This window comes from Pedobacter sp. R-06 (assembly GCF_049913135.1).
In the GTDB taxonomy this organism is placed as follows: Bacteria; Bacteroidota; Bacteroidia; order Sphingobacteriales; family Sphingobacteriaceae; genus Pedobacter.
The window spans coordinates 5648172-5663208 of sequence record NZ_CP183977.1 but is presented as its reverse complement, the minus strand read 5'-3'; the positions used below and the strand labels follow the sequence as shown (position 1 = coordinate 5663208).

The 15037-nt window shown below is 39.0% G+C and carries 13 protein-coding genes; 3 read left to right on the top strand and 10 right to left on the bottom strand.

The window, feature by feature from the left end; genetic code table 11:
- Nucleotides 1-5: 5 nt before the first annotated feature.
- From ACN9MR_RS22910 to ACN9MR_RS22900, 3 genes are all read right to left on the bottom strand, one after another.
- Complete coding sequence (locus ACN9MR_RS22910) at nucleotides 6-1238, bottom strand: M16 family metallopeptidase (RefSeq protein ID WP_426326848.1); 1233 nt, start codon at nucleotides 1236-1238, stop codon at nucleotides 6-8.
- Nucleotides 1239-1264: 26 nt separating this feature from the next.
- Entirely contained in the window at nucleotides 1265-1717 is a 453-nt protein-coding gene (locus ACN9MR_RS22905) for a hypothetical protein (RefSeq protein WP_426326847.1), read from the bottom strand.
- Nucleotides 1718-1888: 171 nt separating this feature from the next.
- Nucleotides 1889-4039 (bottom strand): S9 family peptidase, encoded by a 2151-nt coding sequence (locus ACN9MR_RS22900; RefSeq protein ID WP_426326846.1) that lies wholly within the window; start codon nucleotides 4037-4039, stop codon nucleotides 1889-1891.
- A gap of 243 nt (nucleotides 4040-4282) precedes the next feature.
- Between ACN9MR_RS22900 and proB the strand changes: the two genes are divergently transcribed.
- Together proB and ACN9MR_RS22890 are read left to right on the top strand one after the other, a co-directional pair.
- Nucleotides 4283-5362 carry a glutamate 5-kinase gene (proB, locus tag ACN9MR_RS22895; RefSeq protein ID WP_426326845.1) on the top strand — a complete coding sequence of 360 codons (1080 nt, stop codon included), beginning with the start codon at nucleotides 4283-4285 and terminating at the stop codon, nucleotides 5360-5362.
- A 133-nt stretch (nucleotides 5363-5495) separates the two neighbouring features.
- Nucleotides 5496-6743: a glutamate-5-semialdehyde dehydrogenase gene (locus tag ACN9MR_RS22890; protein ID WP_426326844.1), complete on the top strand. Its 1248-nt coding sequence runs from the start codon at nucleotides 5496-5498 to the stop codon at nucleotides 6741-6743.
- A 104-nt stretch (nucleotides 6744-6847) separates the two neighbouring features.
- On the opposite strand, the gene ACN9MR_RS22885 is transcribed toward ACN9MR_RS22890, so the two are convergent.
- On the bottom strand, nucleotides 6848-8230 hold the full coding sequence (locus tag ACN9MR_RS22885; protein ID WP_426326843.1) for an MBL fold metallo-hydrolase RNA specificity domain-containing protein: 1383 nt from the start codon (nucleotides 8228-8230) through the stop codon (nucleotides 6848-6850).
- A 193-nt stretch (nucleotides 8231-8423) separates the two neighbouring features.
- Between ACN9MR_RS22885 and ACN9MR_RS22880 the strand changes: the two genes are divergently transcribed.
- On the top strand, nucleotides 8424-8675 hold the full coding sequence (locus ACN9MR_RS22880) for a hypothetical protein (RefSeq protein WP_057930949.1): 252 nt from the start codon (nucleotides 8424-8426) through the stop codon (nucleotides 8673-8675).
- Between the two features lie 52 nt (nucleotides 8676-8727).
- Here ACN9MR_RS22880 and ACN9MR_RS22875 read toward each other — a convergent pair whose 3' ends face one another.
- The 6 genes from ACN9MR_RS22875 to ffh form a co-directional block, all read right to left on the bottom strand.
- On the bottom strand, nucleotides 8728-9405 hold the full coding sequence (locus tag ACN9MR_RS22875) for a type 1 glutamine amidotransferase domain-containing protein (RefSeq protein WP_426326842.1): 678 nt from the start codon (nucleotides 9403-9405) through the stop codon (nucleotides 8728-8730).
- An 84-nt stretch (nucleotides 9406-9489) separates the two neighbouring features.
- Nucleotides 9490-10059, bottom strand: coding sequence for a Crp/Fnr family transcriptional regulator (locus tag ACN9MR_RS22870; protein WP_426326841.1), 570 nt, complete (start codon nucleotides 10057-10059; stop codon nucleotides 9490-9492).
- 116 nt (nucleotides 10060-10175) lie between these two features.
- Complete coding sequence (locus ACN9MR_RS22865; RefSeq protein WP_426326840.1) at nucleotides 10176-10550, bottom strand: hypothetical protein; 375 nt, start codon at nucleotides 10548-10550, stop codon at nucleotides 10176-10178.
- 419 nt (nucleotides 10551-10969) lie between these two features.
- Nucleotides 10970-11626 carry a SanA/YdcF family protein gene (locus tag ACN9MR_RS22860; protein ID WP_426326839.1) on the bottom strand — a complete coding sequence of 219 codons (657 nt, stop codon included), beginning with the start codon at nucleotides 11624-11626 and terminating at the stop codon, nucleotides 10970-10972.
- A gap of 93 nt (nucleotides 11627-11719) precedes the next feature.
- Complete coding sequence (locus tag ACN9MR_RS22855; protein ID WP_426326838.1) at nucleotides 11720-13258, bottom strand: YifB family Mg chelatase-like AAA ATPase; 1539 nt, start codon at nucleotides 13256-13258, stop codon at nucleotides 11720-11722.
- Between the two features lie 303 nt (nucleotides 13259-13561).
- Complete coding sequence (gene ffh, locus ACN9MR_RS22850) at nucleotides 13562-14899, bottom strand: signal recognition particle protein (protein WP_057930942.1); 1338 nt, start codon at nucleotides 14897-14899, stop codon at nucleotides 13562-13564.
- Nucleotides 14900-15037: the final 138 nt, after the last annotated feature.

The window sequence follows — 15037 nt, the reverse complement described above, 5'->3', positions numbered from 1 at the left end:
AAGAATTATTCCTCTATTGGGCAGAAAGTAAAGATATTCAGTTGCTCGATATTTAAAATCTCATCGGTAACTTCTGCCATTTGCTTGGTGGTAACGACATTTATTTTCTCAAAAACAGTTTCCAAAGAATCTATTTTGTTGTGATCGATCAGGCTTTTGGCCATCGAAATGATTAAACCGATTCTGTTTTCTTCCCCCAGTGCAATCTGTCCGATAAATTTGTTTTTGGCTTTTTGTAACTGCAATTCATTTAAAGGGTGTTCTCGGAGTTTTTTGATCTCCTTAAAGATTAAAGATAGTGCTTTGGCCTGCTTTTCTTTATCTGTTCCGAAATAAATGGAAAAAATACCTGTATCGCTTAAGGGCGAAAAGTTGGACTCGATGGTATAGGCAATTCCGTATTTCTCTCTTATCTGCAGGTTCAAAACCGAACTCATTCCGTTGCCACCGAAGTAGTTGTTCAATAACATCAAAGGCACTTTTTCCGATTGGTGCGTAGAATATGCCTGCCTGCCTAAAATGCAATGCGCCTGCATGATCGGTTTATAAATTGTAGTATTGCTTGGTGCGGTTATACCTGGTTTAATTCTGACTTTAGCTGGATTGTTCTCTTCAACAGCAGCAAAATGTTTGCTCCCTTTATTTACAACACTTTTTAAGGTGTAATTCCCTAAAACGGCCACCACAATTTCGTTTGTGCGGTAATTGGCCTTCCTGAAATTGATTACATCCTCGCGGGTAAAATGCTGAACAGATTCGGCTGTGCCGAGAATATTGTTGCCGAGTGCGTGGCCAGCGAAAAGCATATCCTCAAAGTCATCATTAATAGCTTCTTCCGGTTGATCGAGGTAAGAAGAAATTTCATCCAGGATCACGCTTTTCTCTTTATCCATCTCTTCTTCAGGGAAGGTAGAGTGGAATATAATATCATTGAAAAGATCTAATGTTCTATCAAGGTATGGATTTAAAAAAGAAGCGTGTACACAGGTGTATTCTTTTGTGGTATAGGCATTTAAATCTGCACCCACACTCTCCAGGCGGTTTAAAATCTGGTTGGTGCTCCGTTTTTCGGTGCGCTTAAAAATCAGATGCTCAATAAAGTGTGCTAAACCCGCTTTGTTTTCAGGCTCGTCGCGCGATCCTGTGTTGACGATGATGCATGCGTGAGATATGGCAGAGGCCGAGGGCACATGCAATAAGCGTATGCCGTTTGGCAAAGTGTGAACATTGTATTCCATTGGGAGGCAAAGATAAGGCTAATTGCTTACAATGACTCGGTATCTGGGTATTGCAATTGTAAAGCGGAAATCAATTTATCCTTAGTTGGCCTTTTGAGTATCAAAAAAATAAAATTAGCTGCACCGAATATCAAAAAGAATGAATTATGTGTCATAAAAAAACCAACAATATTGAAAAGAGCACCCCCTTCTAACATTGCCGAGCTAATGATAAACGCACTTTGATACATATTAATCTTTGTATCGGCAGGAGCATTTTTGTCGATTTTTGCCATTAAGTTTCTGTAAAAAAAGATACTCGCCGAGATGGTGATCAATCCCATAATCGGAAATATTGGGTTAAAAGGCGAAGTGGTTTTAGGGTTGGCATCAAAAAACATCATTTCGCGGTTGAGAAAGATGGTTACTAATGCAAAGAGGAAAACCCCTGAACATAAAGCAAGGTGGATAATTTGAAGTGTTTTTAGTTTGGTGTTCATTGTTGGTTTATAATGTTATTTTAGGTTGATTTAAATAAAAGTATCGTCATTGCAAGGTACGAAGCAATCTTAATGCGCATGCAAGTAGCGATCGTTTTAAGATTGCTTTCCCGAGATCGGGACAGGCTGTCGGCTGAAAAAGCCTTCTCGCAATGACGGATTTATGGAAAATTATTTAGTTATTCCCTCCAGCGAGAATAAAAATGCCCAGCGCAACGAAACATCTTTTAAATAATCGAACCGGCCAGATGCACCGCCATGGCCAAATTCCATATTGGTTTTGAGCAATAAAACATTCTTATCAGTTTTGGTTGCCCTTAATTTAGCTACCCATTTGGCAGGTTCGAAATATTGCACCTGGCTATCGTGTAAGCCTGTAGTAACCAGCATATTCGGATAAGCTTTTTTCTCTACATTTTCATAGGGAGAATAGCTTTTCATATAATCGTAAGCTGCTTTTTGTTTCGGATTGCCCCATTCGTCAAATTCATTGGTCGTTAGCGGAATGCTTTCATCCAGCATGGTATTAACTACATCTACAAAAGGAACATCGGCAATAATACCGTTCCATAAATCAGGCGCCATATTGGCTACAGCGCCCATTAATAAACCACCTGCACTACCACCATGCGCATACAAATGGCCTTTTGAAGTATATTTCTGATCAACAAGGTACTCCCCTGCCGAAATAAAATCGGTAAAAGTGTTTTTCTTTTTCATCAGTTTACCATCTTCATACCATTGACGTCCCATTTCTTGTCCGCCACGAATATTGGCTATAGCGAAAACAAAGCCACGGTTTAACAAACTCAGCCTGGGTGAAGAGAAATTTGCATCCGTGCTCGATCCATAAGATCCATACGCATAAAGTAGTAATGGAGCTTTGCTATTCTTTTTGAAGCCTTTTTTATAAACTAAAGCAATAGGAATTTTAGTGCCATCTTTTGCCGTAGCGAAAATACGTTCAGTTACATAATCTTTTGGATCGTAGCCGCCAACAACTTCCTGCTGTTTCATTAGCTTTTTATCCTTTTTCTCCAGATCGTAATCGTAAACCGAATTTGGCGTAGTTAGAGAAGTATAGGAATAACGTAATGTTTTACTGTTATACTCGGGGTTCGCGCCAACGCCAGCAGCGTAAACAGGTTCATCGAACTTAATATAATAATCGCTACCATCTTTCTTGAGTACACGCAATTCCGTCAAGCCGTTTTTACGTTCCGATAATACCAAATGATCTTTAAATTCCTCTCCATATTCGAGCAAAACATCTTTTCGGTTAGGAATAACCTCTTTCCAGTTTTCTTTTTCTGTTTTATCCAGCGGGCATTGCATCAAACGGAAATTTTTGGCATTCCAGTTGGTTATGATGTAAAACTTATCATCTACGGTTAAAATATCGTATAAAACATCTTTTGAGCGGGGTGAAAATACTTTAAACGCTGCCTCTGGATGATCGGCATCAATCATCCTATATTCGGTAGTTAATGTTCCCTGCGACGCAATGAAAATAAAACGGCCATTTTTCGATTTCATCACACCGATATAATTACTGTTGTCTTTTTCATCATAAACTATGGGATCTGTTTTAGCATCGGTACCAAGTGTGTGTTTTTTGATTTTTTCGCTTAATAATGTAACCGGATTTTTTGATGTATAAAAAAGTGTTTTATTGTCATTTGCCCATGCTACGCCACCTTCGGTATTGTTAATGGCATCCTTTAACATTTCGCCGGTTTCTAAATTTTTAACATTGATAGTATATTGGCGGCGCGAAACCTGATCTACCCCAAAGGCTAAAAGTTTATTGTCGGGACTAACACTAAATCCGGTTGCGCTATAATAGGCATGGCCCTTTGCCAGCTTATCCACATCCAAGAGTATTTCTTCCGTAGCTGATAAGCTCCCTTTTTTACGGCAATACTTAAAATATTGTTGCCCATCTTCAGTTCTGGTATAATAGAAGTACCCATTTTTGAAAACAGGAACAGATTCGTCTTTTTCTTTAATCCTACCTTTCATTTCTTTAAACAGATCGGCCTGAAATTGATCTGTACTTTTCATCATCGTGTTGAGATAGGCGTTTTCGGTTTTTAAATAGTCGACAACTTTTGTGCTGTCAGGACCTTTTTTAAAATAATCAATCATCCAATAGTAGTTATCTACCACGGTATCGCCATGTATTATTCTTTTGTGCGGAATTATTTCTGCTATAGGGGCCTTAGCGTCGGGCCATTTAATTGCTTTCATTTCTTTTTTTTGAGGGTTGTTGCAAGCCGTAATTGCACTAAGTACGATTAGGCCAGGTAAGATACGTTTCATAGTGGTTTGAAATTTAGGTTGAATGCAATTTAAATAAATAGTTCATTAGTTCAATGGTCATTGGTTTAATAGTAGTATGGTGGTTAATAGGTTAGTTGTTTAAATTGGTTAATAGACCCCAACCGCCAAACGCTCAACACCAAACTAATTGCCATTTTTGTAAAAATCCATTATGCCTATAGATAATCATCTGAATTAGGAAAATTGATGGTAAATTGCCGCATCAAATTGCTTGAAATAATAATGAAATTAGGGTACAAAAAAATAGTTGTTAAAGTTGGTTCGAATGTAATTACACAGGCGAATGGTTTGCCTGATGAAGCAAGGATTAAACATCTTGTGAATCAATTGGCCGATATAAAAAAACTTGGTATTGAGGTTATTTTGGTTTCTTCGGGTGCGGTGGCGTCGGGCAGAAGTTTGATCAAGGTATCTGAAAAACAAGATGCGGTAACTACCCGACAACTATTGGCAGCTATTGGTCAGGTTAAACTGATTAATACCTACGCTAATTTTTTTGCAGCACATGAAATTCAGTGTGCACAGGTTTTGGTTACCAAAGAAGATTTCCGCGACCGGGCACATTATTTAAACATGAAAAACTGCTTACAGATTTTGCTTCAGAATGAGGTAATCCCTGTGGTGAATGAAAACGATGTGGTTTCGGTTACTGAACTGATGTTTACCGATAATGATGAATTGGCTGGATTAATTGCTTCGATGTTAAATGCCGACGCTTTGATTATCCTATCGAATGTAAACGGCATTTACAACGGCGACCCGAAAATTGAAGGATCGGCTGTTATTGAAGAAATTAATGGTTCGGTTGTTAACCTGGCCTCTTTTATACAAACTGGTAAATCTCAATTCGGTCGTGGTGGTATGATTACTAAATCGACCATGGCACAAAAAGTGGCAAAACTGGGCATCACTGTTCATATTGCCAATGGAACGAAAGAGAATGTGCTCACTTCTTTATTAAATAACGAATTGGTACATACGCGCTTTGTGCCCGAAAAAAGTAAATCTGGCAAGAAAAAATGGATTGCGCATTCAGAAACTGCCGCAACAGGCGTTGTGAAATTAAATGACGGAGCAAAAACGGTATTAACCTCTGGTAAGGCCACCAGTTTATTGCCGGTAGGGATCATCGAAATACAAACGGACTTTTTAAAAGGCGATATTATTAAAATTATTGACGAAAAAAATAACCTTATAGGATTGGGAATAGCGGAATACGGATCAGATAAAGCCAGAGAACGCATCGGACAGAAGAAACAGAAAGCGCTGGTACATTACGATTATTTTTACTCGGCTATTTAAAGGGTTTTACCGCAAGGGACGCAAAGAGATGCGCGAAGGCACGCAGAGGTAGGGCAAAAAAGTTGTAAATATGCAATAGACTTAGCGTTCTCTGCAAAAAACTTAGCGCTCTTTGCGGTTAATAATTAACAACATGGATTACAAACAATACTTCGAAAAAGCAAAACGAGCAAGTCGTACCCTGGTTGGCCTTGGTAAAGAAACAACAGATGCAGTTCTAACAGATCTGGCTGCGGCTTTAGTGGCCAATACTGAATTAATTCTTGCTGAAAACATAAAAGATTTAGCTAAAATGCCTATCGAAGACCCCAAATACGACAGGTTGAAGCTTAGTGCTGCACGCATTGAAGATATTGCGAACGATCTTAAAAATGTTGCGGGTTTAAGTAGTCCATTAGGCAAAATCCTTTCAGATAAAACGCTGGAGAACAATCTACATATCCAAAAAATTAGCGTGCCATTGGGAGTGGTTGGCGTAATTTACGAAGCCCGCCCTAACGTTACGGCCGATGTTTTTTCACTTTGCTTTAAAACCGGAAATATAGCTGTGCTAAAAGGAGGCAGTGACGCTGAGTTTTCGAACCTGGCCATTGCAAGCGTAATACATGGCGTACTGGATACGTACGGAATTAGTCCTGACGTTTTAACACTTCTGCCAGCGGAAAGAGCAGCAACCGAAGCTTTGCTAAATGCAAGAGGTTTTGTTGATGTTTTAATTCCGAGGGGAAGTCAATCGTTAATCAACTACATCCGCGAAAACAGTAAAATTCCTGTTATTGAAACAGGTGCCGGGATTGTACATACTTATTTTGACGAGACTGGTGATTTGGATAAAGGCAAAGCGATTATTTTTAATGCGAAAACCAGAAGGGTAAGTGTTTGTAATTCTCTGGATTGTGTGCTAATTAACCAAAATCGGCTTAATGATCTGCCTGCGCTTTTATCTCCTTTGGCTGATGGAAATGTTGAATTGTATGCCGATGAAAAAAGTTTTGAATTATTAAAAGTTTCTTATCCTGAACAATTATTAAACCTGGCTACACCAGAGCACTTTGGTACGGAGTTTTTATCTTTAAAACTAGCGGTTAAAGTAGTGGCTGATTTAACTGAAGCTTTGAACCACATTGCCGATTATAGCTCTAAACATAGTGAGGCCATTATTTCTGAAGATGCTGTGAATATTGCCCAATTTTTAAACGAAGTAGATGCTGCTGCGGTTTATGCTAATGCTTCTACCGGATTTACTGATGGTGCACAGTTTGGTCTGGGTGCCGAAATTGGCATTAGCACGCAAAAACTCCACGCCCGCGGTCCAATGGGTTTGGAAGAATTAACCAGTTATAAGTGGGTGGTACGGGGTGACGGGCAAGTGAGGGGGTAATGTTTGATGGAAAATGTTTGGTTAATGGTTTAATAGATCATGGCTGATGGCTTATAAGCCCCTGGGCTATTGACTAAAAAAACATGGACCATCAACGGCCAAACCTATAACTCAAACACTTCCCCTCTTTCGGGTACTTCTACATTAAAGCCCTCTTCCTGTAACGCTGTTGACAGGCTCTGCAGGCTTTTATCTTCACCATGAACTAAGAAAACTTTTTTGGGCTGCCCTGTCTGTTTAATTGTTTTCACTAAATCGTTATGATCGCCGTGGCCACTGAGCAGATCGGTTTGGTGTATAGTGGCATAAACCATCATTTCCCGGTCTTTAATCCGAACTATCGGTGCTCCGCTTAATAGTTTGTAACCAAGCGTTCCTTTGGCACAATAACCAATAAAAAGAATGGTGCAATAATAGTTCTGAATGTTATAATACAAGTGATCCTGAATCCGCCCGCCTTCTAACATTCCTGCAGAAGAGATGATGATACAAGGATCGAAATAATTGGAAACATCTTTACTTTCTTTCATGGTTTGAACGTAGGCCAGGTGCTCAAATTCAAACTCATCGCCCATGGTTTGGTAAAAATCTTTCGCTTCCTGGTTTACCAGGTTATGGTGTTTGCGGTAAACCTCGGTAGCCTGGATGGCCATAGGGCTATCTACAAAAATCTGAATAGGTGGCAACAGTTTTTTGGTGAAGATCTGGTTTAGGGCAAATACCAACGATTGTGTACGGCCAATACTAAATGCAGGAATAATCAATCGTCCAGGGCTTTTAATACAGGCTTCGGTAATTTCCTGAACCAATCTTTCCTCTAAGGTTTGATCTTTGGTGTGCATCCTCCCGCCATAGGTTGCTTCGCTTACCAGATAGTCAACTTCTGGCAGCGGCTCAGGGTTAACCAATACCGGATAATTTTCTCTGCCAATATCGCCTGTAAAAGCAATTTTCTTCTCTGTGCCGTTATCATTTATGGTTAAAATAGCTGCAGCGGCGCCAAGCAAATGACCAACTGGTACAAAGGTTAGGCTAATATCTCCGTTGATCTTGAAAGGCTTGTTAAAGGCAATGGTTACAAAACGATCGATCGTATCCATTACATGTTTGTGCAGATATAGTGGTTTTGGACCGCTGAAGTTACCGCGTTTTGTTCTTGGTTTGCGACTGGCTTTTCTTAAAAAAAGCTCTACTGAATCGAATAATAATATCGAAGTCAGATCGGCAGTTGGTGGCGTACAAAGTACCTGGCCATCAAAACCCAGGCGAACCAGCGTAGGTAAATTGCCAGAGTGATCGATATGTGCATGGGTTAAAATAACGAGGTTTATACTTGCCGGGTCGAAAGGGAATTGCTGGTTTTCTTCCTGGTAGGTTTCCTTCTCATAATCTAATCCACAATCTATCAGTATTTTATAATGCCCAATTTCGAGTAGGTGCATACTCCCTGTTACCTGTTGTGCTGCTCCCCAAAACGTTAACTTCATCTTCTTGTCTATCGCGTAAAATCTTTAGCCGTAAAGTAATATAATTGAAGGGATTTTTAAACAATAAGAAGTAATTTTTTAATTATGGAATATTAAAAGGCGCTCAATTACCGATGTCGATTTTTATCAGGAAGCTCAGGTTGCAGCAATTATGCAACGAAAGATTTTTTATCTTTGAAGAAAAATATCCGCCATGCAAGAACCTTTTGATATAGAAATAGGGCCAATTAATTATTCAGTTTTTCCTGAAGGAAATGATTCTTATACCATTTTTAAAGATGGAAAAGAATACATTCAGATTCAAAAAGATACTTCATCTATCTGGTTAAAAATGGACTATAAAACCGAACTTCCCATTTTTGAGGAAGACGAAGAAGTGAATGCAATTGGGCAGGCCATTGAAAAGTATGTGCCTGAAGAAGATGATGAGGACGAAGAATTATAGCTTGCCTGTAATATTTATACAGGTTGAGAATATCAACCTGTATAAAAAATAATTAAATCAGTTTCAGCAACTCTTCAGCTACTTTTTCAGATGAGGCTGGATTTTGTCCGGTTATCAACAAGCCGTCAACCACAGCATAGGGATTCCAATCAGCGATTTTGCTGTAATGCCCGCCGTTTTTTACCAACATATCCTCAACCAGGAAAGGCACTACTTTTGTTAATTGTACGGCCTCTTCTTCAGTATTGGTAAATCCGGTTACATTTTTGTCTTTCACCAGGTATTCGCCATTCACTTTTACATCTTTAAGTACCCCTGGCGCATGACAAACGAAAGCAACCGGCTTATTGGCGGTATAAAATTCGGTTATGAGTTGTTGCGAGGTTGTGCTTTCTGCTAAATCCCAAAGTGGTCCGTGGCCACCAGGATAAAAAACCGCATCGTAATCACTCATTTTTACATCTTCCAATTTAATGGTGTTTTTTAATTTATCCAATAGAACAGTATCCTTATCCATTCTCCGCGTAGTATCGGTTTGAAATGTGGGATCTTCGCTTTTAGGGTCAATGGGTGGTTGGCCACCTTTTGGCGATGCCAATGTAATTTCTATGCCCTTATCGCTTAAGGCATAATAGGGAGCAGCTAGCTCTTCTGACCAAAAACCTGTTTTTAAACCTGTATTTCCCAATTCGTCGTGGCTTGTAAGCACGAATAAAACTTTCTTGTTCATATCTTTTATGTATTTATAAAACAAAATTATGGTGCTATTTCTCAATGGCAAAGGATTAGCGTCACATATTTGGTGTGCGCTAAATCACACTTTTGCGGAAAGCCTGCTTAACGTTTCCCTTGAAATGCCTAAGTATGCTGCAATAATAGTTTTAGAAACCCTTTGTGTAAGTTGTGGATATTGTTGTGATAATTGCTCAAAGCGTTCTCGAGGACTTGTGCTAAGCAGCGATAAAATCCGTTGTTGTAAGGCAATATAACCAAAGCTATTTTTCACTCTGAAAAAATGCTCCATTTTATGGTGTTCAGCACATACTTTGTCTAAGTTCTCCTTGGTAATGGACAATAATTCTACATCTTCTAAGCAGCTGATATTAGTAATTGAGTTTACATTGCTGTAAAAAGCTCTGAAATCAGAGATCCACCAGTTTTCCATGGCAAACTGTATAATGTATTCCTTGCCATTGGCATCGGTGAAAGTGGCTTTTAAAAGTCCTTTAATTACAAAATAGATGTTTTTTACAGGTTCATCTTCCTGGATCAAATATTGGTGTTTTTTGAGCTTTTTAAGCCTGAAATGGGCAATTATAAGTTCAAACTCTTGATCGGTAAGCGGAATGATTTCTTCGAGGTGTTTTTTTAGTTCCAGACTCATGCCATAAATTTAACTAAATTAAGCATGAAACTCCATTTTTTTTGATTTTGGAATGAAGTGAGGTGCAAAAAATAAGGCCCGATTATTAACCGGGCCTTATTTTAAATTATTCGTTATTATCTGGTACAATCTGCCGTCCAGAGTTGGCTGTCTCTCACTACCCTGATGGTTAGCTTGCTGGCATCAATACTGATACCGGTTAAACCCGATCCAATACTTACATAACTGTTATCGCCTGATTTTTCAAACTTTACACCTGTAATATCAGGAATGTTGTTACCAAAGTAAAAATTATACGTTTCACCAACTTTACTTACGGTTACTTTTCCATCGCTACTGGTAATAGTAGTCTCTCCACTGCGGTATGAAACTGAACCTTTGTATGTGCCTACAAAGAAATCGCGATCTGCGGGATCGGTATCTTTTTTACACGATACCATTACGGTTAATGCTATTAAAAGCATGCTGAAAATTTGAACTGTCTTTTTCATCTCTTTCACTTTTTTTATTTTAAATAGGTAATAAATGTAACAGCGTTATGACAACGACTGTGCCAAAGCGTTGCGGCCATTGGCTGAATAAGCCTTTAAAATCTAGTGAAATGAAATTATTTTTAAATTTAAAATGTTGTAATACAGTGTTTTGATTGATTTTTGAAAAAGCAGATAATGAAAATTTTTTAAATGGGCATCCTGGAGTTAGCGTTAAAGTTTTAGCATGGTAAAACTGTTCAGTTTAAAAGAACTTGTTCAATTTAGACATTGATAAAATCTAACATTTCAACCTTTTTGAATTTACTGCTGTCTTTTAGCGATTCACTTAAGTAAGGTACCTCGGGATGGCCATCTTTTTTTTGAACGGGGATGCAGGCAAAAGAGATAAAACCAATAAGAATATGGAGGATTTCATGTTACTCTTTGGTATAGTTTGATGGACCATTAATATTAATTTTTTCGCCCAAAAAATGAGGTTTTCTACCAATCATTAAGTCGATTGTAGATTTTACAACGGCAAAATATTCTCTAAAAGAGGCATATTTGTAACCCTGATACGTTCCCTTATCGGCAGCAAAGCCATATGACTTAACACCCAGTTTATTGCCGATATTAATACACCGGTTTAAATGATATTTTTGTGAAACCAGAATGGCTGTATCAATATTAAAGATGTATTTAGATCTATATAAGGTAGAGTAGCTATCAAAGCCGGCATAATCAAGATAGATCTTATTGGTATCAACACCATGCTGATAACAGTAAAGTTTCATCACCGTTAACTCGTCATGCTCATCGCTACCATTATCGCCAGACAACAGAATTTTATCAATTTTATTGTTTTTATAAAGTTCGATGCCAGCATCAAGCCTATCTTTTAAGTATTTGCTAGGTTTATTATTGTTAATGCCTGCTCCAAAAATAATGGCCACTTTGGTACCTGGTGTGTCTTTTTCTTTTGAAAAAATTACCGGATCAGTTTGAGATTTTACAAATAAATTTATGCCCAATACTGCAATAATGCCCAATAAGGAGGCATAGATTAGCAATTTTATGATTTTTTTAGTCTTCATGGATTAAACGGTAATAAACATTTATCTCTTAAAGATAGTTAAAGGCAAAACGGATTATCACATGTATTTAAAAATTGATTTTTTCAAATCTTTTTATCCTGCCCAGCCATCTCTATCCAAACTCCGATAATTAATCGATTCGGCCAAATGCTCGAGTTCTACATTTTCACTTCCGGCTAAATCGGCAATGGTTCGGGCCACTTTTAAAATCCTATCGTAAGCACGGGCTGATAAGCCTAACCTTTCCATAGCTGTTTTTAATAAATTAGTACCTGCTTCGCTGATCTGGCATACTTTACGCACCATTTTCGGGCTCATTTGGGCGTTGCAGTGCAGTTCTTCTTTATCAAGAAAACGTTTGTCCTGAATTTCCCGGGCTTTAATTACACGTTCCCTAATGAGGTTGCTTCTCTCTGTATCAACTGTGGAGGCTAGTTCTGTAAAATTAACCGGCGTTACTTCTACGTGAAGATCAATCCTGTCCAGAAGCGGTCCGGATATTTTACTCAGGTACTTTTGAACTACGCCTGGTGCGCAAACACAATCTTTCTCTGGATGGTTGTAAAAACCACATGGGCAGGGATTCATTGAGGCCACCAGCATAAAGCTGGCCGGATATTCTACCGAAAACCTTGCCCTTGCTATGGCCACTTTACGGTCTTCTAAAGGTTGGCGCATTACCTCTAAAACAGTGCGTTTAAACTCAGGTAGCTCATCTAAAAACAAAACGCCGTTATGTGCCAGCGATATTTCTCCAGGCTGTGGGTTCATTCCCCCGCCCACTAAAGCAACATCGCTAATGGTATGGTGTGGGGAGCGGTACGGACGGATCGTCATTAAAGCATCGGCAGCAGAAAGTTTTCCGGCAACAGAGTGGATTTTTGTAGTTTCTAAAGCTTCGTTTAAATTTAATGGTGGTAAGATAGTTGGCAGGCGCTTGGCTAACATGGTTTTGCCTGCCCCTGGCGGACCGATTAAAATAACATTGTGACCACCGGCTGCGGCAATTTCCAATGCTCGTTTAATATTTTCCTGGCCTTTAACATCAGCAAAATCGTGCTCGTAATTATTGATGTTTTTTAAGAATTCTTCTTTCGTTTTGATTTTAACCTGTTCCAGTGTTTCACTCTTATTAAAGAAAGCAATTACCTGAGCCAGGTTTTCTACGCCATATGCAATCAAATCGTTTACAATGCCAGCCTCGCGAACATTTTGTTTCGGTAAGATGAAACCTTTAAAACCATCTAGCTGTGCTTGGATCGCGATTGGTAAGGCGCCTTTAATGGGTTGAATGGTTCCGTCTAAAGAGAGTTCGCCCATTATGAAATAGTCGTCCAGTTCATCACTTGGGATCTGTCCAGATGCTGCTAAAATGCCTATGGCTATTGGGAGATCGTAGGATGAACCTTCTTTTTTGATATCTGCAGGCGCCAAATTGACTACAATTTTCTGCTTCGGCATACGGAATCCCGAAATATTAATGGCGCTGGCCACACGTTGAAGACTTTCTTTTACCGCATTATCTGGCAGGCCTACCATATAGTATTTTGTACCCGCACTAATATTCACTTCGATTGTTATGGTTAGTGCATTTACGCCATAAACAGCACTCCCGTATGTTTTTACAAGCATTGACTTTAATTAAAATAAATTTGGATGTAAATTATTCGGGATGAATATTGATTCTAATATACAGATTATTTAAAAAAGATCAAGTTTTAGTATCTATTGGTGAGTCGGTTTCACCAACTGCTGTTAAATAAATCTGATTGGACGATCCCGACTTTATGTCGGGACAGGGAAAGCAGGGCTGAAACTCCTATGGAATACTGAACCCCCATTTCCAAAACTTATAAAACAAAAATCCCGACCATTACTGATCGGGATTTGTATTTTCTCGAGGAATAAGACCTTCGCTACCCTAAACCGGCTAAACTACCTGCCAAATGGCATCTTAGGCATGCCTTTCATCATTGCTGCTGCGGCTGCCGGGTTCGAAAACTGCTTCATCATTTTACGCATATCTTCAAACTGCTTGATTAACTTGGTAACTTCTTCTACCTTGCTGCCCGAGCCTTTTGCAATACGTAAACGGCGGCTTTGCTGGATACTATCTGGGTTTTCTTTTTCAAACGGCGTCATTGAGTTGATAATCGCTTCAATTGATTTAAAGGCATCATCCTGAATATCTACGTTCTTCATCATTTTACCTACACCAGGAATCATACCCATCAAATCTTTCATGTTACCCATTTTCTTGATCTGCTGAATCTGGTTGTAGAAATCGTTGAAATCGAATTTATTCTTACGGATTTTCTTCTGCAATTCTGCTGCCTCTTTCTCATCGAACTGCATCTGTGCACGTTCAACAAGCGAAACCACATCACCCATGCCCAAAATACGCGATGCCATACGATCTGGATAGAAAACATCAAGTGCTTCCATTTTCTCGCCGGTACCGATAAATTTAATCGGCTTGTTTACGACCGATTTAATGGAAAGCGCTGCCCCACCGCGGGTATCGCCATCTAATTTGGTTAAAACAACGCCCGTAAAATCAAGCCTGTCATTAAATACTTTGGCTGTATTTACCGCATCCTGACCGGTCATCGAATCCACCACGAATAAAATCTCGTGAGGCTGGGTTTTGGCCTTAACTTCAGATATTTCGTTCATTAAAGATTCGTCGATCGCTAAACGACCTGCAGTATCTATAATGATTACGTTATTTCCATTTTGTTTACCATGTGCAATACCTTCTAAAGCAATGCCAACAGGATCGTTTGATGCACGGTTAGCATAAACTGAAACACCAACCGAGGTTCCTAAAACCTCCAACTGATCTACAGCAGCGGGGCGGTACATATCGCCTGCAACCAATAAAGGTTTTTTCCCCTTGCCTTTTAAATGCAGAGCCAGTTTACCTGCAAAAGTAGTTTTACCCGCACCGTTTAAACCAGCAATTAAGATAATGGTAGGATTTGCTTTAGTATCTAACTCTGTAACTTCGCCACCCATTAAGGCTGCAAGTTCATCGTTCATTATTTTAGTAAGCAATTGACCTGGAGAAACGGCCGTAAGCACATTTTGCCCCAAAGCTTTTTGCCTCACATCATCGGTAAATGCTTTTGCTGTTTTATAGTTAACATCGGCATCTAATAATGCTTTACGGATCTCTTTCATGGTTTCTGCCACGTTGATTTCCGTAATACTGCCTTGCCCTTTTAGTACTTTAAATGCTCTGTCTAGCTTGTCCTGTAAATTATCAAACATCTTTTTTTAAGCTAAAAGCTTCATGCCGAAAGGCAAAAAGCTAGTTGTTTTTAATAAAAGGCAAATGTATCAAATTTTGCTTGTAAATCTTAGCAACTCAAAGTCAAAACTTTAGGAAGATGAATATTAAATTTTCTT

What these genes read in the sequence shown, in the direction of transcription:
- ffh (WP_057930942.1), bottom strand. Translation starts at nt 14,899, where the DNA reads ATGTTTGATAATTTACAGGACAAGCTAGACAGAGCATTTAAAGTACTA.
- proB (WP_426326845.1), top strand. Translation starts at nt 4,283, where the DNA reads ATGAAATTAGGGTACAAAAAAATAGTTGTTAAAGTTGGTTCGAATGTA.
- ACN9MR_RS22865 (WP_426326840.1), bottom strand. Translation starts at nt 10,550, where the DNA reads ATGAAAAAGACAGTTCAAATTTTCAGCATGCTTTTAATAGCATTAACC.
- ACN9MR_RS22905 (WP_426326847.1), bottom strand. Translation starts at nt 1,717, where the DNA reads ATGAACACCAAACTAAAAACACTTCAAATTATCCACCTTGCTTTATGT.
- ACN9MR_RS22855 (WP_426326838.1), bottom strand. Translation starts at nt 13,258, where the DNA reads ATGCTTGTAAAAACATACGGGAGTGCTGTTTATGGCGTAAATGCACTA.
- ACN9MR_RS22885 (WP_426326843.1), bottom strand. Translation starts at nt 8,230, where the DNA reads ATGAAGTTAACGTTTTGGGGAGCAGCACAACAGGTAACAGGGAGTATG.
- ACN9MR_RS22875 (WP_426326842.1), bottom strand. Translation starts at nt 9,405, where the DNA reads ATGAACAAGAAAGTTTTATTCGTGCTTACAAGCCACGACGAATTGGGA.
- ACN9MR_RS22880 (WP_057930949.1), top strand. Translation starts at nt 8,424, where the DNA reads ATGCAAGAACCTTTTGATATAGAAATAGGGCCAATTAATTATTCAGTT.
- ACN9MR_RS22890 (WP_426326844.1), top strand. Translation starts at nt 5,496, where the DNA reads ATGGATTACAAACAATACTTCGAAAAAGCAAAACGAGCAAGTCGTACC.
- ACN9MR_RS22870 (WP_426326841.1), bottom strand. Translation starts at nt 10,059, where the DNA reads ATGAGTCTGGAACTAAAAAAACACCTCGAAGAAATCATTCCGCTTACC.
- ACN9MR_RS22860 (WP_426326839.1), bottom strand. Translation starts at nt 11,626, where the DNA reads ATGAAGACTAAAAAAATCATAAAATTGCTAATCTATGCCTCCTTATTG.
- ACN9MR_RS22910 (WP_426326848.1), bottom strand. Translation starts at nt 1,238, where the DNA reads ATGGAATACAATGTTCACACTTTGCCAAACGGCATACGCTTATTGCAT.
- ACN9MR_RS22900 (WP_426326846.1), bottom strand. Translation starts at nt 4,039, where the DNA reads ATGAAACGTATCTTACCTGGCCTAATCGTACTTAGTGCAATTACGGCT.